Source organism: Serratia sp. PAMC26656, from assembly GCF_016469055.2.
Taxonomy (GTDB): Bacteria; Pseudomonadota; Gammaproteobacteria; order Enterobacterales; family Enterobacteriaceae; genus Serratia; species Serratia plymuthica.
Genome location: NZ_CP150486.1, coordinates 3,297,424 through 3,317,541 on the forward strand (window position 1 = coordinate 3,297,424; position 20,118 = coordinate 3,317,541).

The following is a 20,118-nucleotide window of genomic DNA, read 5'->3' on the forward strand; positions in this document are numbered from 1 at the left end:
TTAACCTCCAGCGATAAGCTGTTGCCATTGGGGATATATACGTTCAGGAATGTACTGTTGCGCCCGATCCAGCGAATGCAGGGAGAAGCGCTTACGCAGCTCGCCGTCAGCGATCAGTGCCAGGGTGCGTTGGCTAAAGGCACCGATATCGCCTTCCGGCACCAGATAACCGTTGCCGCCATCGTCAATCAGCTCGGCAGGGCCGGTCTGGCAGTCAAACGCCACCAGCGGCAGGCCAAAGCTCATCGCTTCAATCAGCACCATAGGCAACCCTTCATAACGGGACGTCATCAACAGCATTCCGGCCTGCCGGTAGTGACTGGCGATATCCGGGGTCGCCGGCAACAACTTCACCTGTTCGCCAAGGCCTGCTGCATCGATTTGCTGCTGCAATGCGGCGCGATCCGGGCCGTCGCCGACGATATGCAACTGCCAGCCCGCCGTTTGTGGCGCCGCCCGCTGCCATGCCGCAATCAATCGGTCAAAGCCTTTCTGGTAACACAGTCGCCCCACCGCCAACGCCACCGGCTGGGGCGCCTGTTGCGGCGGTCGTATCGGGAACGGTGAGACGTTCTCGATCACCCGGCATTTATGCTCGGGCACCCAGCGGCTGATGGTGGCCAGATCTTTCTTGGTCAGCAGCACGGTGCGGTCGCCCAGCCGGTAGACCAACACCTTCAGCCACTTCATCGGCCAGGCATACTGATGGAAACTGACGTGTTCGCTCAGCAGCAGGCGGCTGTGCGGGCACAACAACCGCAGATACGGCACCATGATCGACGAGAGTTTGCCCATAGATACGGTGACTATCACGTCATAGCGGCCGCGCCGCAGAAACCGCGCCAGCCGCCAGGGCCACAGCGGTGACCTGCCGGACATGAAGCGCAACTTCACTTCGGGTTCGAGCGGGTAAAACGCCCGATCGCCGCTGATCGACACCAGATCCACCTGATGGCCCAAACGCGCGGACAGCGCATTGGCCAGGCTGCTGGCCACCCGCTCGGTACCGCCTTTTTCGGCGATGTTCTCAATCACGATCGCTACTTTCCGTTGCTGCATGTCATCTCCGAAACCCCTCACGGGCTGTACGCAACAGGCGCCCCCCTAACGGAAACAGACCCAGTCTGGCCAGGCAGTCGCCATACAGTTTGATCGCCTTGAACTTGCTGCTCAGAGCGTGGTGCTCCGTGCGCGATGAGTAATAGTTGAATGCCTGCAGATTCTCGCTGTACAGCGAAGCCAACAGATGCTTGCTGGCAAACCCGCTGATATAGCGGCCGCTGGCGTTCAGGTAAGCGTCAATAAACTGTTCACTGGCGTCGATGTTCATCCGGCTGCGATCCGTCGCGGCATCGCCGCAACGGATGAACACTCCGAGCCCCTCGTCGAAGGCCACCTTGGCGCCCAGATTGGTGGCATTGACCAAAAACCCCCAGTCCTGGTATTTGTAAAGGAACTCGGGAAACAAAAAACGCCGGTCATCTTTTTTACGCAGGCTGATGGCGGAAGTGCGAATATCGCCCATATCGAGAAATAAAAAATCCGCCCCCGTCGCCCCCTCTTTGTAATCAAATCTATAGCTGCGGATATTCTTGTCATTCACCGTACTGTAATTGCCGAAAACAATGTCCAGACGGGTGTCATGGTGGCGTTTCAGTCGGCGAATAATATAATTGGTGCTGAAGAAATCCTCCGGTTCCAGAAAGAAAACCACCTCGGCACGCGCCAGTCTGAAGCCGGTATTACAGGATGCTGCCGTGTTACTGCGCACTTTATTTTCATGCAGGCGTGCCCGACGATTGGCGGCCAATAAACTGCGCATTTTTTTCAGCTCTTCTGGATCTGATGCATCATCAACCACAATAATTTCATAATCGAACCCGAAACAGGCGTTGGTCATACGGACTAATGTTGCGGCCAGACTGGCTGAATTATTAAAAGCGGGCATGACAATTGATAAGTCCATTTACTACCTCAACAATATATTATCATCTGGCAAAACAGCGGTAATGCCAGCGGAATAGTTTGTTATCCCAGCATATCCTTGCCCGGTTATCCCCCCCCATCCTGCAGCGATTAAAATACGCGCAGCCTACCGGTCATTTAATTAATCCTGAAAATAACTGCCCCACTCCTGTTCAATGGTTTCTGGCATCAGCCTTTGCAACCCGGCCCCCGGGGTAAACGTCAGTTCGCCAAAATAGATACGCTCTTGCACCTGATAAAAATCCACGCGCACATAAGAAAACTGCTCCGCCACCTGCCGTGCCAGGAGTAGCATTTTCCCCAGCCTGCAGGGTTTATCCATGGGCACTTCACTGTTTGGCACGCCCATGCGGATCTCGGTGCGGTTCCAGTCGGCGTCAAAAAAATCTCGCCGATGGTCGATAAAACGCTGGTAATCTATCTGGATGAAAAACCGAATATCTCCCCCCTGATTAAAGCAGTGGATCTTGATATCATTCGGCGTTTTTCCCTCTTCCAGCAGCATTCTTTCAACCATGATGCACGGCGGGATATCCTTATAATGGCGTTCGCGGTAAACCTGATAAAAACTCTGCCGCAGCCAGCTGTTGGTTAACACCCGTAACTCATTGAAGCTGGTTTGGCTTTTATCGAACACCAATTTGTTATAACCGCTGCCGTGGTTTGCCTTGATCACGAAGGCGTCAGGTAATGCTTGATACATTTCCTCGGTTAATTGATTGCCGTGCGCATAAAGATCGATCAGGTACTCTTTCCCCCACAGCTTTTCAATATAGTCACGCACCCGATATTTGTCGGACAGTTGAGTATATATCGCCAAAGGATAGACCTTCCTGCGCATTAATTTTTCGCTATATCTTTTCGGCTGATCCAAATGCGGTATTTTCCGAAAAAACAGAGCGTATTTCAACTGATGATATAACGCGTCGGGTATATTACGGTAAAAACCCTTCACCAGATTATTTAGCATAGATTTCTCGCACCTTCCCTATTAACTGAGGTAAACAACGGTAGCAGGTCAACTGCAATCTCGTAATTTGCCCTCTTCTGAAGAAGCCATTAAGTACAAAAAATGAAATAAACTCCGTTATCAGGGTTGAAACCGCCGCACCTACGATGCCGTAACGCGGTATCAACACCAGATTCATCAGCACGTTGGCCAACGCGGCCAGCGGCATTTTTATCGCTATAAAGCGATACCCTCCAAACAGCACTATCGCCCGATAGGACACGGTGCCCATCACCGAGAACAGCGACGTCACCGAACACAGCGCCAAAATGGTGGCCGTTCCGCGGTAGCTGTCGCCAAACATCAGCGCCACGATCGGGCCTGGGAACAACGACAGCAGCAAAATCACCGGCATGGAGAGCGACAGCACCACCAGATACAGCAACCGGATACGTCCTTCCTGTACGGCCAATGTGCGAGCATTCGCCACGCCCGGCATCATTGAGGTGATCAAGGCAATAGGGACGAATATCCACCCCTGGCTCAGGGTAATCGCCGCACTGTACAAGCCGACGCTGTGCTCGCCCAGAACGTTGCCGATCATGATCTGATCGATACGCGTGTAGACAACAATCGACAGCCCGGAGACCGCCAGCGGCAAACCTACCTTTAACAGATAACGACCATAGCGCCGCTTGTGACGCCCGCTGATCGCCCGCATACCGCCCTGCTCGCGGCGAAACAGTACCCAACGCGCGGCGTACGGGATCAGGCTGCTCACAACATACGGCACGGCAAACCATTCCAACGGCAATTTGGCATGCACCAGTGCCAGCCGCAGAATGATTGACAGCAACAGGGCCAGGTTGTTGATCAGCGTGTTCAGCTTCGATTTCAACAGCGCGTCGTAATAAATCTTGTAGACGTCCTGAATAGAGAAATACGCACTGGCAAGCATCAACAACATCATGATCTGGCTGGTACGATCCTGCGTCAGCACAGCCCAGGCCATCAGCGGCACGGCGATCAGCGCAAAAAGCTGGCGCCGCAAACGCATCGAAGCCATCATCAGCCGAATACCGCTGCGCCGCCGCTTGGCGACGCGGTTAAACAACACCGCATCCGCCCCCAGTTGTACCAGCGGCACGGCAATGGCGATCACCGACAGCAGATAGTTAATCAGCCCGTATTGCGCCGGCCCCAGATAACGCGCTACGTACACCGAAACGAAAATCCCCGAAAGGCTCAGCGATATCCGTTCCAACATCAGCCACAGGGAGTTCATCAGCATCGCTTTCATGCGCGACTACACCTTTTCCTGATGGCTGGGGTAAGCAAAGGCGTAGTAGCCGGCATCGGTGGCGGTTTTTTTCACCATGCCGTTCAGGATCACTCCTTTAATCGCCACGCCGTTCTGCTCGAAACGACGAATGCTGGTTTCGATCTGCCGGACGGTGTCGATCTCAAAACGCACCACCATCAGCGCGGTGCCGACATGGTGACCCACGATGGCGGCGTCGGTCACCGCCAGCACCGGCGGTGTGTCGATCAGCACCAAATCGTAGTTCTGCCTCGCCCACTGCAGGAAGTCGGCAAAACGCTGATGCATCAGCAGTTCGGACGGGTTCGGCGGCACCTGGCCCCGCGGCACAAAATCCAGATTGGCGATAGCGGTTTTCTTCACCGACTGATCTGGCGCAATCAACCCGGACAGCATGTCCGACAAACCGCCCTTGGCGCTGTTGTTGAACCAACGGTGCAGGAATCCTTTGCGCATGTCTGCGTCGATCAACAGTACTCGTTGGCCTGCCTCGGCGATTACCACCGCCAGATTGGTGCTGGTAAAACTTTTCCCGCTGGCGGGGCTGGCGCCGGAGACCATCAGGATGTTGTTTTTGGCCTCCATCATGGCGAAATGCAAACTGGTACGCAGGCTGCGGATGGCTTCGACGGACAAATCCCCCGGCTCTTCCTTGGCCAGGATCGGCAGCTTGTCCCCGCTGTTTTTGAGCAGTAGCTGCTGTTGAGTGCGGTTACGTTTTTGCTGCCACGGCGACAGCGGAACCGTGGCATACACATTGATACCGCGCTTTTCCAACGCCTCGGTGTCACTGACGCCGCGTTGGAGCGCCGCGCGCAATACCACAACCGACGCCGACAGCACGCCCCCCATCAACAGCGCGAAGAGCACGATCATCGCTTTTTGCGGTTTTAGCGGCCGCAGACCGCTTTCCGCCTCATCGATAATGCGGATATTGCCCACGGTGCCCGCTTTGCTGATGCTCAATTCCTGCTGTTTGTTCATCAGTTGCATGTATACCTGCTGATCCACCTGCACATCGCGGGTCAAACGCAGAATTTCCTGCTGCGTTTTCGGCAGCGTCTGCACCTGTTTGCCGAGCCGTGCCTTTTCCGCCTCCAGCGTGGCGCGCTTTTCCAGCAGTGCACGATAGGCCGGATGCTCGCGGGTATAAAGTTTTGAGATTTCCGCTTCTTTGAAGGTCAGCTCATTCAACTGGGCCTCCAATTGAACCTGAGTATCCAGCACCGATTTGGCTTCCAGCGTCAGGTCCACCGAGTCGTTCTGCTGGCGGAACTGGTTGAGCTGATTCTCGGCATTGTTGAGCGACGTCTGAGTGCGCGGCAGTTGTTCGTGCAGGAAAGCCAGCATGCGCTGCGCTTCCTCGGTTTTACGATCCACATTCTGTTGCAGGTAGTTATCGGTGATGCTCTTGAGCACCGCTTCGGCGCGCTGCGGATCCTCGCCGGCCAGGTTGAACGTCATAATGCCGCTTTCCTTGCCGCCAGGAGCAACGTCAAGCAGGTTGCGAAGATCGTCCACCGCCTGCTGGCGCGGCACGTTGACCACGCTAAACTCGGTGCCCGGCAATGCCTCCAGCGCAGTGACGTTCATCGCCCAGGCGCCTTGCTTCAGCGGTTGTCCGACGGTGCCGCTGAACAAGTTCTTCCCTTCATGGCTCAGGCTATAACGTTGCTTATCCTGCACGGTCAGGGTCAGTTCCTGGCCCTGTATCGCCGCCGGTACCGTCATCCCTGAGATGAGCAAGACCGGTGGCGGTTCGCCGCTCAGGCGGGCCAGCCCCTTACCGAACAGCGGAAAGTAATCCGGGCTGATACGTACCGTCAAACCGAGATCGTCCACGGTTTTGCCAATCACGTAACGTGATTTCGCCAGCGAAACTTCATCTTGCGTCGCCGAATTCTGCCCAGCCGACCCGAGCGAGTTGTCCAGCGTTTCGCGCAGCAGCGAATCGCCCGAAAGCTGTTTTTCCACCTGCACCAGCGCGGTCGCCTGATAGATCGGCGTCGCCATCAAGGCATAGGCACAGCCCAGGACACCGGCGACGCCGGTCACCAGCAAAATGCGCCAGCGGTTGTCCCACAGCGGGCCAATCAGCCGTTCCCAATCCAGTTTCTCGTCCTGCTCGGCCATCACAATCGGCATTGCATTATTCTTCATCATCGGTGTTCCTTAAGTCAGCGTGGCGGGGTTACCAGTTACGCACCCGCAACGTGGCCTCACTGAGGTCGTTAAAGCTGGAAATCGTCGGTACCAGCTGGCTTATCAAGCGGTTCCAGCGCGCAATCGGCGCTGCGGTGACGTACACCACGTCGTAAGGTTCCAGCTGAAATTCTGTGCCCATCGCCAGTGCAGCAGCATCAGACAGGTCGAACTGGTACAGCGACGCCAACCGCTGCGGCTGTTTGCCGCCGTTCGGGCGGATCACGAACACGCCGGTGGCATCGGCCACCGTCTGGCTGATGCCTTCTGAACTGCCCAACGCCTCCGTCAACGTCATGCCGCTGCGGTCCATTTTCAGCGTCGCCTGTTTACCGACCTCACCCATCACAAACACTTTCAACTCGTCATTGCGCGGCACATACAGAATGTCGCCCGGCTGCAGCAGTTGGTTCTGGCTGGTATCACCGCGCTGCATCAACGCCTGCAAAGAGATTGGCTGTTCCTTGCCCTGGTGAGTCAGCACCACGTTGCGCCAGTCGGCGTTGTCCGTCAGGCCGCCGGCGGCGTTAATCGCATCGAGAATGGTCAGCGGCACGTTGGTCACCGCCTGCTGTCCTGACGTTTTCACTTCGCCGGTCACATACACTTTCTGCGAGCGGAAAGCGGCAATGCTGACGTCCACCTGCGGGCTTTCCACATAGCGTGCCAGCCGGTTGGCGATCTGATTGCGCACTTCGGTGACGGTTTTTCCCGTCACTTGCACCCGGCCGATATACGGGTAGAAGATCGCCCCGTCGGCATGCACCCAGTTGCCGGTATCGCTGGCGCTGCGGTATTGGCCGGCAGGCGTTGTCAGTTCCGGATGGTCCCAAACGGTGACGTTAAGCACATCGCCGACGCCGATACGGTATTGGTAACTCTGCAAGCGCTGGTCCAGCGCCGGGTTTGGCCGGGCCACCGGCTCCACGCGGCGCATTTTTTCCAGCAGCATCGGCGTTACGCGATACACCGGGACCTGCTTATCCAAATCGAAGTCTTCATCCTGCTGGATAACTTTGGCTTTCCCTTGAGTAGGCAGGTGTGAACCTGGAAACGTCGTGCAACCGCTGAGCAACGCGGTGGACAACACCAGCGGCATCAAATGAGGTAAGTGAAGGTTCATGACAGTACCGTGAAAAAACGGGCCGCCGTTGCGGCCCGTGGGAGGATTAACGATTGGCGGTAGGGTTATCGGTAAAAATCGGTGCCTGGCGCGGTTCATGCAACATGACAAAATAACCGAAGAAGCAAAGTACAAAGGCCACCAGCATCTGGTAGTCCGGCAGTTGCAGGACCTCGCTGCAGATACCGACGCAGGCCAGCGTCACCGCCAACATGCAGCTCATCCCCAGCGCCTGGCGCGCATTGAGACCACGCCGCATCAGGATGTGATGCAGATGATCGCGACCGGCCTTGAACGGGCTCTGACGGCGCAGCAGTCGGCGTACCATGACCGTCACCATGTCCATCAATGGGATAGCGATCAACCACAGGGCGGTCACTGGCCGTATGACAGCGTCCTGCCCCTGGGTGGCGACGATCAGCAACCACAGCACGCTGAAACCAATCACCATGCTGCCGGCATCGCCCATGAAAATTTTGTTGCGCGGACCGAACATACTGAGGTTAAACAACAGATACGCCGCCAAGGCCGCGATCAGGCTCAGGCACCACATCGCCAGTTCTTCCTGCCCCGCCAGACCAAACAGAATCGCCAGTGCGATAAAAGTGACGCAAGACAGCGCGCCAAGCTGGCCGTCGATGCCGTCAACCATGTTATAGGCGTTAATCGCCCCCCATACCGCCAGCGGCGTGATCAGCAAGGCTATGTAACCCAGCATCAGCTCCTGATGACCCCACAGATAGCCGAAGGAAGTAAGTTGCATCCCTGCCACCAGCATCATCGCCAGCGCGATCCCTCCCTGCACAATGACGCGCGGCGCCACCGGCAGATCAAAACGGTCATCAAGCACACCCAGCACCACTAACGCCGTGACGCAGAACAGATAGATATTGCTGTGCGGCAACCATTCCGGTTGCCAAAACGTCACCAGCATAATGGTGAGATAAATGGCTATTCCACCAACCAGAGGTATATGCCCCTGATGACGCTTGCGGGCATTGGGTTTATCCACTAATCCCACCGCCAGCGCAGCACGGCGTGCAATAACCACCAGCGTCAGCGCCAAAATAAATATCATGCTAAGTTGATATAACATTATTCCTCCAGCGAATAAGCACGCTACCGCCCTTGAGTTACAGCTCCCAATGCGCTATTAACAAAAACAAAATTGACATCGCCAGGATATAAGTCAGCATAAGCTCATCCTGTTAACTACAGATTTATCCGAAAAATAAAAGGCGTTAGCGCATGAGAAATATATCTCTAGGAAAACTCATGCTTAATGGTTCTTTCGATTGCCAAATTAAGTTCAACCGGCGCCTCGAAATTGTTTTGCACATTGCTTTTAAATTGTGTTCTGGCGCAGAATTTTTGTACTCTAACCCGGCTAATAGGGAATTTACGGTGACTTATTTTACTCACCACATCCAATGCCGTAGCGCCGCAGATCCCAAATATATAAGGGATCCGAATAGTCTTGTTCTCTCTGCCCAATGAAGACGAAATAACGTCGACCAGTTGGTTCATGGTGAAATCCGGTTTATCAACATAATTGCTGACCTGATAACTGGCCTGCTGGTCAAGCGCATGCTCCAGCCTGGCTGCAATATTCTCGACATAAGCCATGGATTTCATATTATTGCCGCTGCCAATCATTACGAAACGGCCGCTGGCGATCTGACGGAACAGGTTATAAACGTTGCCGCGATTATTTTCGCCGAATACCACGGTCGGACGGATAATGGTCAACTTATTGTCACCGTCGGCCTTGCGCCAGGCTTCGTAGACATACTCCGCTTCCAGCTTGGATTTACCGTAATGGTTAAAGGGTTCAAAACGCCCTTCTTCGCCGGTTTCCTGGGTAACGAACCCGTAGACCGCCACGGATGAGGTAAAAATAATCTGCCTGATATTCAGCGAAGATGCCGTCATGCAAACATTACGCGCGCCATCGACATTAACCTGATAATACAGTGAGATCGGGTCAACATTATCCTGATGTTCTGCCGCAAGATTAATCACGGCATCACACCCCGCCAGTGGTTGCAGCAAGGTCTGCGGCTGGGTTACATCGCCAAACTGATAGAGTTCCGGAAAATGTTCGCTTTGTTTCTTGTCTACAATCGTCAAAATCAGATCGTTACGCACACTCAGGCGCTTAACCAAACGCGTTCCGATAAAACCGGAACCCCCGATGATAGCTACTTTACGCTTATCCATATTTGTCACTCAGCCAAGTTTTCCATTAATTCCCACCGCAGAATTGAGGCGAGACGCTTAATACGCGTTAGATCATGGAAACCAGACTGGACAAATCGGCCCAAGCTTTCAAATAACAAATAATGAAATAACAATATTTGCTGAATGTAAAATTATGGGGAAAGATGAAATGTCGGCGTAGACTAATTTTTAACTTCGTAAGCAACCTGATATTGAATGCTTTTATTCGGCAGAATGAGATTAATCTTACCTTTACCCTTGGCCTCTGAAATTTCGTATTTCACCGGCTGTTTAAACTTCCCCTGTTTGGGATCGACGCACTCGATGGTCGCCTGCTCCAGGCTTTCGCCCTGATAAAGGCAAAGCAGCGTTTGCGGGCCGTTAGATTGGGGGTTGTTCAGCGTCAGCGTAAGCACCACGCGGGTATTGTTTTGTATATCATTGATGATCGGTGGACGAGTTTGGTTCCCCAGTACATAGGAAAAATGTGAAATAATCAGCAGTGAGACAAATACCGACAGATACTTCACCACTCTGACGGCAGGAACGGAGAAAAAACCCGCCGACGCAGTCATTTTATTTCTTATTGTCGTATTTTTCAGCGGTACTGATACCACAGCAACAGGTGGCCCGGAACTCGTAATCGCTTCCTTGTGCGTGTCTATTTTCTCGGCGCTAATTTCATCATCTTTATTTCCACTTTCAGAAATTTCCGCTTGAAAATCTTCGTTAATACTCCCAGAAACGCTCCATATTTCATCAGCACCATATTCATCCTCCTCCGATATAAAGTGAAAAGCGGCCTTGTTTTCCACCTTATAGCCCAGGCGCGGAATCGTTCTGATAAGCGTATGTTCAACATCACCTATTTTCTGACGAATTGATTTAATTGTTTGATTTATCGTCGAATCTGAACAATAAGTCCCTTTCCATATATTTTCTATAATTTCCGTACGACTAACCAGTTCAGGGGATCTGGCGACCAGAAGTGAAAGTATCTGATACTCCTTCCAACGCAGGCGGAACTTTTCCCGGGAAGGTGTCAGAACATCTAGATTCCTAATCTTTATTCTTTTATCAAGATTCACTTTTAATTTCCTTAACGTGCCTGTCCTGCACACTTTGTATAGAAATATGAAAAAATGTTCAAGAAATTAAATGTAAACTCAACAGGTTGCATTCATTCGATGTTTATTTTTATAAAAATTCGCTGATTTCATTTTTTACATCACCTCGAATACCAAAGATCCGATTCTCAGAATGTTCTCTTTTTCCCTGTTGGTAACATGGTTTCTTTGCATGTTTACCGGCAATAAAAATCAGCCAACAGACTGATTTGAAACAAAAACTCTATATATGTTATAACTTTGTTGGTTAAGTGAAATTGTGAAATTCACCCGAAAGCCTGTAAGTATCACCTGTTTTTCCACCTAATCCGATTGCCAGATAGCCTACAAAAAGCCAGCGAAAACAGAATGAGAGTTATCTGATTTAATCACTCCATGAAACAAAGCACCAAATACAAAGACATATTTTCAATTTGGCTACACAACCTTCAAATAATGAAGATATCTGTCACTCACCATAACAGGCTATGTCACCAGCATGCTTTATTTCTGTAAAAATTCCGACAATAAAATGAAAATCACGCTAACAATAATACTGTGGGGTATTCTTCATTGAAAAACATGAAGTGAGAGATGCACCTATTAAAAAAGGGAAATTCAGCATGGGGAAATAAGAATATTACCTAAAGACGGGAAATTTCACTGAGGAAAAACAAACTACGCGGAGAGAAAAAGAGACAGTCCCTCCCCTGTCGGGGAGGAACAAACCTCATCAGGCCGTTTTTTTACGACCGTACACAGCCCAGGTAATCACCACGCATAACAGGTAAAACACCAGGAAAATTTTCATCGCGCCCGCCGGTGAACCGGTCAGCGCCAGGGAAGTGCCAAATGCTTTCGGAATAAAGAAACCGCCGATGGCGCCAATCGCCGAGATAAACCCCAAAGCGGCTGCGGAATCGGTTACCGCTTCGCGCTGTGCGCTTTCGTCGCTCCCGCCTCGAGCCTTAACGCGCTCAAGGGTAATTTTACGGAAGATCACGGCGATCATCTGGAAGGTCGAGCCGCTGCCCAAACCGGCGGTAAGAAACAACAGCATAAAGACGCCGTAAAACGCAATAAAGGAACCCGCATGCCCGGCCCCCGGTAAGGTCAGGAACAACAGTGCAGCAAACACCGCCATCAACACAAAGTTAATCAGGGTGACGAGAATACCGCCAAACCGATCGGAAAGCGCACCGCCTACCGGCCGTGCCAGGGCGCCGAGGAACGGGCCGAAGAAGGCATAATGCAGGATCACCACGTCCGGAAACTGCGTCTTCGACAGCATGGCGAAACCGGCGGAAAAACCGATGAAGGATCCGAAAGTGGCAAGATACAGCAAGCTCAGCATCCACAGATGGCCGCGCTTGAGCACCGGCAACTGTTGTCTGAGCGAGGCCTTCGAAGCCGCCAGGTCGTTCATGCCGAACCAAGCCGCCAGCGTGGCGACCAACAGAAACGGCACCCAAATCCACGCGGCGTTCTCCAGCCACAGTTGGCTGCCGTCCGGCTGAACCTGACCCGTACCGCCAAAAACACCGAACATGGCGATGGAGATCGCCAACGGAGCCACCAGTTGCATCACGCTGACGCCCAGATTGCCCAGCCCGCCGTTCAAACCTAATGCGCCGCCCTGCCTGGCCTTTGGAAAGAAGAAACTGATGTTGGCCATACTGGAAGCAAAGTTGGCGCCGCCGAAACCGCACAGCAGAGAGATAATGACAAAAACGCCATAGGTAGTGGAGGTATCCTGAACCGCCATCCCCAACCACAGGCAGGGCACCAGCAGGAAACAGGTGCTGATTGCCGTCCAGCGGCGGCCGCCGAACAGCGGGATAACGAACGAATAGGGCACACGCAGGATGGCGCCCGAAACGGAAGGCAGCGCGGTGAGCAAAAAAAGCTGGTCGGTGGTGAAATTGAAGCCAACCTTGTTCAGATTGACCGCGACCGCGCTGAACAACATCCAGACGCAGAAGGCCAATAACAGACAAGGAATGGAAATCCACAGGTTGCGGCTGGCGATAGCCTGGCCACGCTGTTGCCAGAACGCGGCGTCCTCAGGCTGCCAGTTCTGAATAACCGCACCTGTTTTTTTTGATGATGACGTTGCAGATTGCGACATAAAAACCTCAGAGACAGGATGATAACTTCGCACACCCTAGGTGGCCCCCTCCCGAGCAAAGTTGATGTAAATCAACCCGGATGCAGGTAGCCCTGTGCGGGAAAAGTACCAACATCCCTTTATGAGTAAGCGGCGATTCCAGATAATATTTCTATAAATCAATTTGTTAAAATTTAGACTACGCCTGTGCCGCCCACCTGTAACGGCGTATGGAAACTAAGGGGTACTTCGTTAGAGGTATGGGGTTGCCTGCAAGGATGGTGAAAAATGACGCCAAATCGTTACCGCCTTCGCTGGCACGGCCTGCTTTCGCCCTCTGGTTTCCAGCCGTAGCCACACTCTACCTCCGGGGACCCAAGCAACATGAAACGCCTGTTAGCTCCACTTTCCATCGTTAATCAGGTGGCCATGCTGATGATACTGCTAGGCATATTGGGCATTGCCGGAATGGGCATTTCCGCCTGGATGTCGCAGAGCATTCAGGGCAACGCGCATGCCATCAATAAGGCCGGATCGTTGCGTATGCAGAGTTATCGCCTGCTGTCGCAGGTTCCGCTGGATGCTCGCAGCGAAGCGCTGATCCGCGAACTGGATCAGGATCAAGACAGCCCCGATCTTCAGCGTTCGCTGGAACAAGAGGAGATGACTGAACAATTTCAGACGCTGCATGATTATTGGCAGCTAACCCTGCTGCCGCAGTTGCGTCAGGTTCGGCACCCGGACGAGGCTGCGCCGCAGGTCGCGCATTTCGTCACCCTGCTGGATAAGCTGGTGTCCGACATTGACCACCAGACCGAACGGCGGCTGTTGATGGTGACGCTGGTCCAGGCAGGATTTATCGCTCTGACCCTGCTCTTGTTGGTCGGTACCATCTGTTACCTGCGCCGTCGCCTGCTGCATCCTTGGCGGCAACTGGTGGCGATGGCGCTGTCGGCGGGCCGCGGCGATTTCAGCCGGCGTTTTGCCCAACGCGGCCACCAGGATGAGATGGCCTCACTCGGCGGCGCGTTAAATACCATGTCCGACGAACTTTCCGCCATGTACAGCGGGCTGGAGCAGCGGGTGGCGGAAAAAACCGCCGACTTGCAACAAAAAAACCAGGTGCTGAGCTTCCTCTATAAAGCCAGCCGCCAGTTGCACAGCAATGAACCGCTGTGCAGTCGCCTGACACCGATACTCAATCAACTGCAAAGCCTGACGCCGCTGCGCGCCATTCAGGTTCGCCTGTACGAGAACAACAGTCAGGAACAATTTGTACAATTGAGCGGCAACCTGCCGCTACGGCCGGAATATTGCACCAACCCGGTCTGCAGCGCCTGCCTGAACGATGACGGCCAACAACACGCCCATCATCCTTCCCTGAGCTGGCGTTTAAGCGACAAACTGGGCGATTACGGGGTGATCGTCGCACAACACTCGCCGCAACGGCCGCTAAATGACGATCATCGCCAGTTGGTTAACACGTTGGTAGAACAGCTGACCAGCGTGTTGGCGATTGAACGCCAGGTCGATCATCAGCAACAGCTGATGCTGATGGAAGAGCGCGCAACGATAGCGCGCGAGCTGCATGACTCCATTGCCCAGTCGCTGTCGTGCCTGAAAATGCAGACCAGTTGCCTGCAAATGCAGGGTACGGAGCTCTCGCCCGCCAATCTGGCGCTGGTGCAACAGATGCGCGAAGAGCTGAACATCGCCTACCGCCAACTCCGCGAACTGCTGACCACGTTCCGCCTGCGGCTGACCGAGCCGGGGCTGCTGGCGGCGCTACAATCAACGGTACAGGAATTTAGCCAGCGGCTCGGCGTTGCCATTGATCTCGATTACCAGTTGACGCCACGCACGGTGCCTTCTTATCAGGCTATTCACCTGTTGCAGATTGCCCGCGAAGCGTTAAGCAACATAAATAAACATGCCCAGGCCAGCCGGGTAAGCATTCAGGTGGTCAATCGACGAGGCGAAGTTACCCTGAGCGTCTGCGATAACGGACGCGGGCTGCCGGAAGAGACCGCCCGCCCCGATCATTATGGCCTGATAATTATGCGCGATCGCGCCAAAAGCCTGCACGGCCACTGCGAGATTTTACCCTGCAGCGGCGGCGGCACTGAAGTCCGGGTGGTATTCAAACCGGACAACCACGCCATCGATTAATGAGAGAAACCATGACGACTGAAACCGCTGCCACCATTTTACTGATTGATGACCATCCGATGCTGCGTAATGGCGTAAAGCAGTTGATCGCTATGGACCCACGCCTGCAGGTGATTGCCGAAGCCGGCAATGGCGAACAGGGCGTTGCGCTGGCCGAAGAACACGATCCTGATCTGATCCTGCTCGACCTGAACATGCCGGGCATCAACGGTCTGGAGACGCTGGATCGCCTGCGCATGACCGCGTTATCGGGCCGCATCGTGGTGTTTAGCGTCTCAAATCACGAAGATGACGTGGTCAGCGCTCTGAAACGCGGTGCCGACGGCTACCTGCTGAAAGACATGGAGCCGGAGGATCTGCTGAAGGCCATGCATCAGGCGGCGGCGGGTCAGATGGTGTTAAGCGAAGCCCTGACGCCGATCCTGGCCGCCAGCCTGCGTGAGAACCGCCCCAGTGCCGAACGCGATATCCAGCAACTGACGCCGCGTGAGCGCGATATTCTGAAACTGATCGCCCAGGGTCTGCCGAACAAAATGATCGCCCGCAGGCTGACGATCACCGAAAGTACCGTCAAGGTGCACGTCAAACACCTGCTGAAAAAAATGAAGCTGAAATCGCGCGTTGAAGCCGCCGTCTGGGTGTTGCAGGGGAAAAACGGTTAATCGTCGCCGTTCAGTGGCCCGGTCTGCGCCGGTATCGCCGGCGTTTGCAAGGTTTTCGCCGGCGGCAACCCCTCGTCGGTGCCGGAAGACAGCGTCAGGGGCTGCGTCACGTGCAGTTGGATCCAGTTGGATGTCACTAACTGGTGTTTATCGTCTTCCAGCGTAACCGATAAAGAGTAACTGTTGCTTGCGCCCGAAGAGGCATCCCACTTAGGCACAATCAGGCTCCAGCCGTGCGGATCGTTACCGTTTTGCGGCGGCGTCAGGCTCAGAGCATGGGTATCCCCCTGCCAACTGACGCGGGCGATTTTGTTGGCCGCTTTAATTTCAAGCGCCAGCGGCAGCGTTTCCCCTTCCCTCAGGCTCCACGGTGGCGTAGCCAAAAACACCTGCAGCGTTTTACGTTGTCGGAACGCCAACACCGGGACATTTTTGCGTTCGATATTGTCATAACGGCTACCGCGCAACGACTTGGCCTGCGCAACGTACTCTGGCGATATCTGTTTCACCAAGGGGACACCAAGCCGGTAACTCAGCGCCAGCTCGACCTGATCCTGACTCACCCCGCCCTCGCCCATCTTGTGCAGCGCTTTCACCGTCACCAGCGGCACCGGCGTGTAATTCACCCCGAACTGCATGGCGCGCGGATCGCTTTGCTTTTTTCCGCTGCCGAACAGATCGACATTCTCCCCCCAGTACTGCTCGTAGCTGAGAGAACCGCCAATCTGGCGGTAAAACGGCAGGTACCCTTGAGTGGTAATGTCATAACCGCTCGCCGGTCGGCTGAGGAACACCGCGTCATTTTTCTGCTGCGCCAGCGCCGACAACGGATAGTAATAATTGGCGGAAAAGCGCAGGAAATCGCCCCAGGCTTCGGCACCCACGCTGGCACGGTTATGCCGGCGTTCAAAATCGCTGTCGAGCACCGTGTTATACCCCAGCAGCCAATCCCCGGCGACCCAGCGTTGCCCGATCCCCAGGTTGCCCAGCGAACCGTCGTTTTGCTGCAAAAGACCGAGCTGGCTGTAGGTCAGCAAGCCGTTGACGTCATACAGCGGGCTGAACAACTGGCCGCTGCTGCCGGCAAAATCCCCCTGGTTGGACACCGCCAGCGACAATTTGGCAGTGCCCAGCGGCGATAACAGCTCCTGCGCTTGCTGCTGCAAGACGTCGTTTGCCTGGCCCAACACATAGTTCTCGGCACGGGTGCGCACCTGCTGGCCGGAAACGTTATTCAAATTACGTTCACCCAGCTGTTTGGCCATCGTGGCCCACTCTTTCTCACGCGCAGCATCGTCCTGGGCGTTGCCGCCAAGCTCGGGTAAATCATTGCCCGATGAATGAGCGAGGGAATCGGGTGCCGGCGGGGATTCAGCTTGGGCGGGCAACGCGCCGCAAAACCAGACGAGTGGCCACATCAGTAGCGCCGCCGGTAAACTGCCGGTGAGGCGAGGGAGAAAATGAACGGCTTTTTTCACTCTGTAACGTGTTTTTTGTATAACGTCAGTCATTACTCTGTCGCCATCCCCTCATCCGGAGGGCAAGGCGCATCAATCCTTTTTTGCTGCGGCCACTCCAGGCGGCAGACAACTCAACCTTCACACACTCTAACACAGGGCATTTATCCCCTTTCAAGGGCCCTGCGCCAAAGCGCATCATGAATACCCAAGCTTAGTGGATTTGTGATGAGAAACCATCGGATAAACCTCAGTTATTCATGTGACAACGTAACAAAATCATCACCTCCGCAGAGGCGATAGCATCAAGCCATAAAAATGCCCGGTTCCGAGCCACCAAAAGGAGTGAATTCACTTTATTTCACCTGAAATTTTGCCGAAAAAAACTTCAGACGGAAATCAACGGGACCAATAATGTCTTGATTATGCGTAGCAATACGCAATTTTTTGCTATCCCTCTTTTGGCTGAACAATGCTTTGCGGCCAAGCTCGCAATGCCAACCATTGATGGCATCATTTTTCCCTACCAACCGCATTTTGCCGTTATTTTGAACGCTAACTTCAGCTCGACAAGGATGTTTTATGCTCGATGACGCGCAACACGATCTCTGGCATCGCTGCCTGTTTATCCCGGCCCTGCTGCTTGCTGCAGCCATCGCTACGCGGTTGATTCACTGCGTATCGGCAAGCCTGTTGGGGCCCTCACCAAAGCAGGCGCGCTGGATAATGGGGGCTGCCGTTTGCGCCGGGCTGGCGGCATTGCCTTTCGGCATGCCGCTCCTGCACCGCGTGGTATTGCTGCCGGTGGCGGCGGTATTGATCGCGTTGGCGTTTATCGATTGGCGGCACCGTTTGTTGCCGGATCGCCTGACACTGCCGCTGCTATGGGCCGGGCTGTTGGTTAACCAGCAAGGCTATTTCACTTCGCTGGCGGAGGCGGTGTCAGGGGCCGTCGTCGGTTATTTGTCGCTGTGGCTACTGAACGCGGCCTATCGCCGCCGTCATCAACGGGATGGGATTGGACAAGGAGATTTTAAACTGTTGGCGGCATTAGGCGCCTGGGTCGGCTGGCCCGCCCTGCCGATGTTGGTCACCGGTGCGGCGGCGACGGGATTATGCGCAGTGGCCATTGCCGGCCTGATGCGTAAACCCGGCTGGCAAACTCCGCTGCCGTTCGGCCTGTATCTGGCGGCGGCAGCCTGGCCGTTGCTGCTGTCGACGGCCGGCAAGGGAATAGCGCCGTTCAACGGGGTATAACGCTAAATTTCACCTTATTTCACTCGGGCGACAGATTGGCACAGGGCCATTTTACCGCTGTTATAGCCCACTGTCGGTACGGCTGTTATGGCGATGCTTCACCTGCACCGCTATCCTTTGGCTAAGCCAAAACGGGGTTTTGCCTAAATCAATACGGGAGGTTATATGATCGGTCATGGTTTATCCGCACTCGCGCTCGGCGTGGCGTTACTGACGGGGTCACTGTCATTCGCGGCGCAGGCAGCCGGCACCTTTACCCTCACCTCGTCGGCGTTTCAGGATGGCGGAAGGCTGGCGCAAAAATATGCCGGCGCGACGCCGGGCAATGCCAGTTGCACTGGCGATAACGTTTCACCGCCGCTGAACTGGGCCAACCCACCGACAGGCACCCAAAGTTTCGCGTTACTGCTGTCCGATCCCGAAGGGCGCAGCGGCCTTGGCGTCAGCCATTTGGTAGCCTACGGCATTCCCGTCTCGGCCAGCGGCTTCGCCGAGGGCGACCTCACCCTGGGCAAAGGCTTTGTTGGCGGCAAAAACTCGCCAGGAACCGGGGTTTATCACGGCCCTTGTCCTCCGGCCGGTTCAGGGTTGCACCACTATACTTTCGTGCTGATCGCCACCGATCTCCCGCCCCATGCATTTGGCCCGGGCTTAACGCGCGAACAACTCCTGGAAAAACTGCAAGGCCACGCCAAGGGTGGCGCGGGCCTTATCGGCCGCTTCGGCCAATAGTCGTTCAGACCGCCAACGCCTCTGCCGGGGTCTCTGCGGTAACCGCCGCAGCGCGGTACAGACTGACCACCTCGCCGATCACCAGCAGACTGGGTGAAACCGGCCGCTGTCGAGCTATGATCGCCGGCAGTTCGCCCAGGGTGCCGATCAATACCCGCTGCTGCGGCTGGGTGCCGCGTTCAATGATCGCCAACGGCATCTCCGCCGCCATACCATGACGCAGCAGCTGTGCGGCGATGGTTTCACTCAAGGCCAGGCCCATATAAAACACCAGCGTCTGCCCCGAGCTGACTAATCCCCGCCAGTCCAGATCCACCTCGCCGTTACGGCAGTGGCCGGTAACAAAACGTACTGACTGCGCATAATCCCGGTGGGTTAACGGAATACCGCTTGCCGCCGCGCAGCCACTGGCGGCGGTAATGCCCGGCACGACATGGCAGACCACGCCATGACGCTGCAACCAGGCCATCTCCTCGCCGCCACGACCAAAAATAAAAGGGTCACCGCCCTTCAACCGCACCACCCGATTGCCGGCCTGCGCCAGCTCTACCAGCAGTTGTTCTATCTCCGATTGCGCCAGAGTGTGGCAACGCAGGGATTTACCCACGTCGATACGCAACGCCTCCGCAGGCAGCAGCGCCATCACCGCCGGAGAAACCAGGCGATCAAACACCACCACGTCCGCCTGCTGGAGAACCCGCAGCGCCTTCAACGTCAGCAGCTCGGCATCCCCCGGCCCGGCACCGACCAACCATACTTCGCCCCGGCGCACCGGCTGGCGACGATCCCCAGCCAACATCAGCATTTCAAGTGCCTTCATTGCATCT

Annotated in this window: 17 protein-coding genes; 4 read left to right on the forward strand and 13 right to left on the reverse strand. The window is 54.8% G+C overall.

Going from position 1 to position 20,118, the window contains the following annotated elements:
• The 10 genes from JEM67_RS16685 to JEM67_RS16730 form a co-directional block, all read right to left on the reverse strand.
• Window positions 1-1,059 (reverse strand): glycosyltransferase family 4 protein, encoded by a 1,059-nt coding sequence (locus tag JEM67_RS16685; protein WP_199634877.1) that lies wholly within the window; start codon window positions 1,057-1,059, stop codon window positions 1-3.
• A 1-nt stretch (window position 1,060) separates the two neighbouring features.
• Window positions 1,061-1,966, reverse strand: coding sequence for a glycosyltransferase family 2 protein (locus JEM67_RS16690; RefSeq protein WP_199634876.1), 906 nt, complete (start codon window positions 1,964-1,966; stop codon window positions 1,061-1,063).
• Window positions 1,967-2,107: 141 nt separating this feature from the next.
• Window positions 2,108-2,956: an ATP-grasp fold amidoligase family protein gene (locus tag JEM67_RS16695; RefSeq protein WP_199634875.1), complete on the reverse strand. Its 849-nt coding sequence runs from the start codon at window positions 2,954-2,956 to the stop codon at window positions 2,108-2,110.
• Window positions 2,946-4,235 carry a flippase gene (locus JEM67_RS16700; RefSeq protein ID WP_199634874.1) on the reverse strand — a complete coding sequence of 430 codons (1,290 nt, stop codon included), beginning with the start codon at window positions 4,233-4,235 and terminating at the stop codon, window positions 2,946-2,948. The genes JEM67_RS16695 and JEM67_RS16700 overlap by 11 nt, the downstream gene beginning before the upstream one ends.
• Window positions 4,236-4,241: 6 nt before the next feature.
• Window positions 4,242-6,419 carry a polysaccharide biosynthesis tyrosine autokinase gene (locus JEM67_RS16705; RefSeq protein WP_199634873.1) on the reverse strand — a complete coding sequence of 726 codons (2,178 nt, stop codon included), beginning with the start codon at window positions 6,417-6,419 and terminating at the stop codon, window positions 4,242-4,244.
• A 28-nt stretch (window positions 6,420-6,447) separates the two neighbouring features.
• The gene (locus JEM67_RS16710; protein WP_199634872.1) at window positions 6,448-7,581 is read right to left on the reverse strand and encodes a polysaccharide export protein; all 1,134 of its coding nucleotides are present in this window, start codon (window positions 7,579-7,581) and stop codon (window positions 6,448-6,450) included.
• Between the two features lie 46 nt (window positions 7,582-7,627).
• Complete coding sequence (wecA, locus tag JEM67_RS16715; RefSeq protein ID WP_199634871.1) at window positions 7,628-8,677, reverse strand: UDP-N-acetylglucosamine--undecaprenyl-phosphate N-acetylglucosaminephosphotransferase; 1,050 nt, start codon at window positions 8,675-8,677, stop codon at window positions 7,628-7,630.
• A gap of 167 nt (window positions 8,678-8,844) precedes the next feature.
• Window positions 8,845-9,801: an NAD-dependent epimerase/dehydratase family protein gene (locus JEM67_RS16720; RefSeq protein WP_199634870.1), complete on the reverse strand. Its 957-nt coding sequence runs from the start codon at window positions 9,799-9,801 to the stop codon at window positions 8,845-8,847.
• A 182-nt stretch (window positions 9,802-9,983) separates the two neighbouring features.
• Window positions 9,984-10,889 (reverse strand): transcriptional regulator, encoded by a 906-nt coding sequence (locus tag JEM67_RS16725; RefSeq protein ID WP_199634869.1) that lies wholly within the window; start codon window positions 10,887-10,889, stop codon window positions 9,984-9,986.
• Between the two features lie 751 nt (window positions 10,890-11,640).
• Complete coding sequence (locus JEM67_RS16730) at window positions 11,641-13,035, reverse strand: NarK family nitrate/nitrite MFS transporter (RefSeq protein ID WP_199634868.1); 1,395 nt, start codon at window positions 13,033-13,035, stop codon at window positions 11,641-11,643.
• Window positions 13,036-13,398: 363 nt separating this feature from the next.
• Between JEM67_RS16730 and narX the strand changes: the two genes are divergently transcribed.
• Window positions 13,399-15,183 (forward strand): nitrate/nitrite two-component system sensor histidine kinase NarX, encoded by a 1,785-nt coding sequence (gene narX, locus JEM67_RS16735; RefSeq protein ID WP_199634867.1) that lies wholly within the window; start codon window positions 13,399-13,401, stop codon window positions 15,181-15,183.
• An 11-nt stretch (window positions 15,184-15,194) separates the two neighbouring features.
• On the forward strand, window positions 15,195-15,845 hold the full coding sequence (gene narL, locus JEM67_RS16740) for a two-component system response regulator NarL (protein ID WP_013813428.1): 651 nt from the start codon (window positions 15,195-15,197) through the stop codon (window positions 15,843-15,845).
• Here narL and JEM67_RS16745 read toward each other — a convergent pair.
• Together JEM67_RS16745 and JEM67_RS16750 are read right to left on the reverse strand one after the other, a co-directional pair.
• A complete protein-coding gene (locus JEM67_RS16745; protein ID WP_199634866.1) occupies window positions 15,842-17,356 on the reverse strand; it encodes a YchO/YchP family invasin in 1,515 nt (504 codons plus the stop codon). The genes narL and JEM67_RS16745 overlap by 4 nt on opposite strands.
• A 302-nt stretch (window positions 17,357-17,658) precedes the next feature.
• Entirely contained in the window at window positions 17,659-17,838 is a 180-nt protein-coding gene (locus tag JEM67_RS16750; protein WP_199634865.1) for a hypothetical protein, read from the reverse strand.
• 46 nt (window positions 17,839-17,884) lie between these two features.
• On the opposite strand from JEM67_RS16750, the gene JEM67_RS16755 reads away from it, so the two are divergent.
• Window positions 17,885-18,559 carry a prepilin peptidase gene (locus JEM67_RS16755; protein ID WP_199634864.1) on the forward strand — a complete coding sequence of 225 codons (675 nt, stop codon included), beginning with the start codon at window positions 17,885-17,887 and terminating at the stop codon, window positions 18,557-18,559.
• 165 nt (window positions 18,560-18,724) lie between these two features.
• Window positions 18,725-19,291, forward strand: coding sequence for a YbhB/YbcL family Raf kinase inhibitor-like protein (locus JEM67_RS16760; protein WP_199634863.1), 567 nt, complete (start codon window positions 18,725-18,727; stop codon window positions 19,289-19,291).
• Window positions 19,292-19,295: 4 nt separating this feature from the next.
• Here the strand turns inward: JEM67_RS16760 and cobA are convergent, their stop codons facing one another.
• Entirely contained in the window at window positions 19,296-20,111 is an 816-nt protein-coding gene (cobA, locus tag JEM67_RS16765) for a uroporphyrinogen-III C-methyltransferase (RefSeq protein WP_199634862.1), read from the reverse strand.
• Between the last annotated feature and the right edge of the window lie 7 nt (window positions 20,112-20,118).

What these genes read in the sequence shown, in the direction of transcription:
- JEM67_RS16685 (WP_199634877.1), bottom strand. Translation starts at nt 1,059, where the DNA reads ATGCAGCAACGGAAAGTAGCGATCGTGATTGAGAACATCGCCGAAAAA.
- JEM67_RS16690 (WP_199634876.1), bottom strand. Translation starts at nt 1,966, where the DNA reads ATGGACTTATCAATTGTCATGCCCGCTTTTAATAATTCAGCCAGTCTG.
- JEM67_RS16695 (WP_199634875.1), bottom strand. Translation starts at nt 2,956, where the DNA reads ATGCTAAATAATCTGGTGAAGGGTTTTTACCGTAATATACCCGACGCG.
- JEM67_RS16700 (WP_199634874.1), bottom strand. Translation starts at nt 4,235, where the DNA reads ATGAAAGCGATGCTGATGAACTCCCTGTGGCTGATGTTGGAACGGATA.
- JEM67_RS16705 (WP_199634873.1), bottom strand. Translation starts at nt 6,419, where the DNA reads ATGATGAAGAATAATGCAATGCCGATTGTGATGGCCGAGCAGGACGAG.
- JEM67_RS16710 (WP_199634872.1), bottom strand. Translation starts at nt 7,581, where the DNA reads ATGAACCTTCACTTACCTCATTTGATGCCGCTGGTGTTGTCCACCGCG.
- wecA (WP_199634871.1), bottom strand. Translation starts at nt 8,677, where the DNA reads ATGTTATATCAACTTAGCATGATATTTATTTTGGCGCTGACGCTGGTG.
- JEM67_RS16720 (WP_199634870.1), bottom strand. Translation starts at nt 9,801, where the DNA reads ATGGATAAGCGTAAAGTAGCTATCATCGGGGGTTCCGGTTTTATCGGA.
- JEM67_RS16730 (WP_199634868.1), bottom strand. Translation starts at nt 13,035, where the DNA reads ATGTCGCAATCTGCAACGTCATCATCAAAAAAAACAGGTGCGGTTATT.
- narX (WP_199634867.1), top strand. Translation starts at nt 13,399, where the DNA reads ATGAAACGCCTGTTAGCTCCACTTTCCATCGTTAATCAGGTGGCCATG.
- narL (WP_013813428.1), top strand. Translation starts at nt 15,195, where the DNA reads ATGACGACTGAAACCGCTGCCACCATTTTACTGATTGATGACCATCCG.
- JEM67_RS16745 (WP_199634866.1), bottom strand. Translation starts at nt 17,356, where the DNA reads ATGACTGACGTTATACAAAAAACACGTTACAGAGTGAAAAAAGCCGTT.
- JEM67_RS16750 (WP_199634865.1), bottom strand. Translation starts at nt 17,838, where the DNA reads ATGCGGTTGGTAGGGAAAAATGATGCCATCAATGGTTGGCATTGCGAG.
- JEM67_RS16755 (WP_199634864.1), top strand. Translation starts at nt 17,885, where the DNA reads ATGCTCGATGACGCGCAACACGATCTCTGGCATCGCTGCCTGTTTATC.
- JEM67_RS16760 (WP_199634863.1), top strand. Translation starts at nt 18,725, where the DNA reads ATGATCGGTCATGGTTTATCCGCACTCGCGCTCGGCGTGGCGTTACTG.
- cobA (WP_199634862.1), bottom strand. Translation starts at nt 20,111, where the DNA reads ATGAAGGCACTTGAAATGCTGATGTTGGCTGGGGATCGTCGCCAGCCG.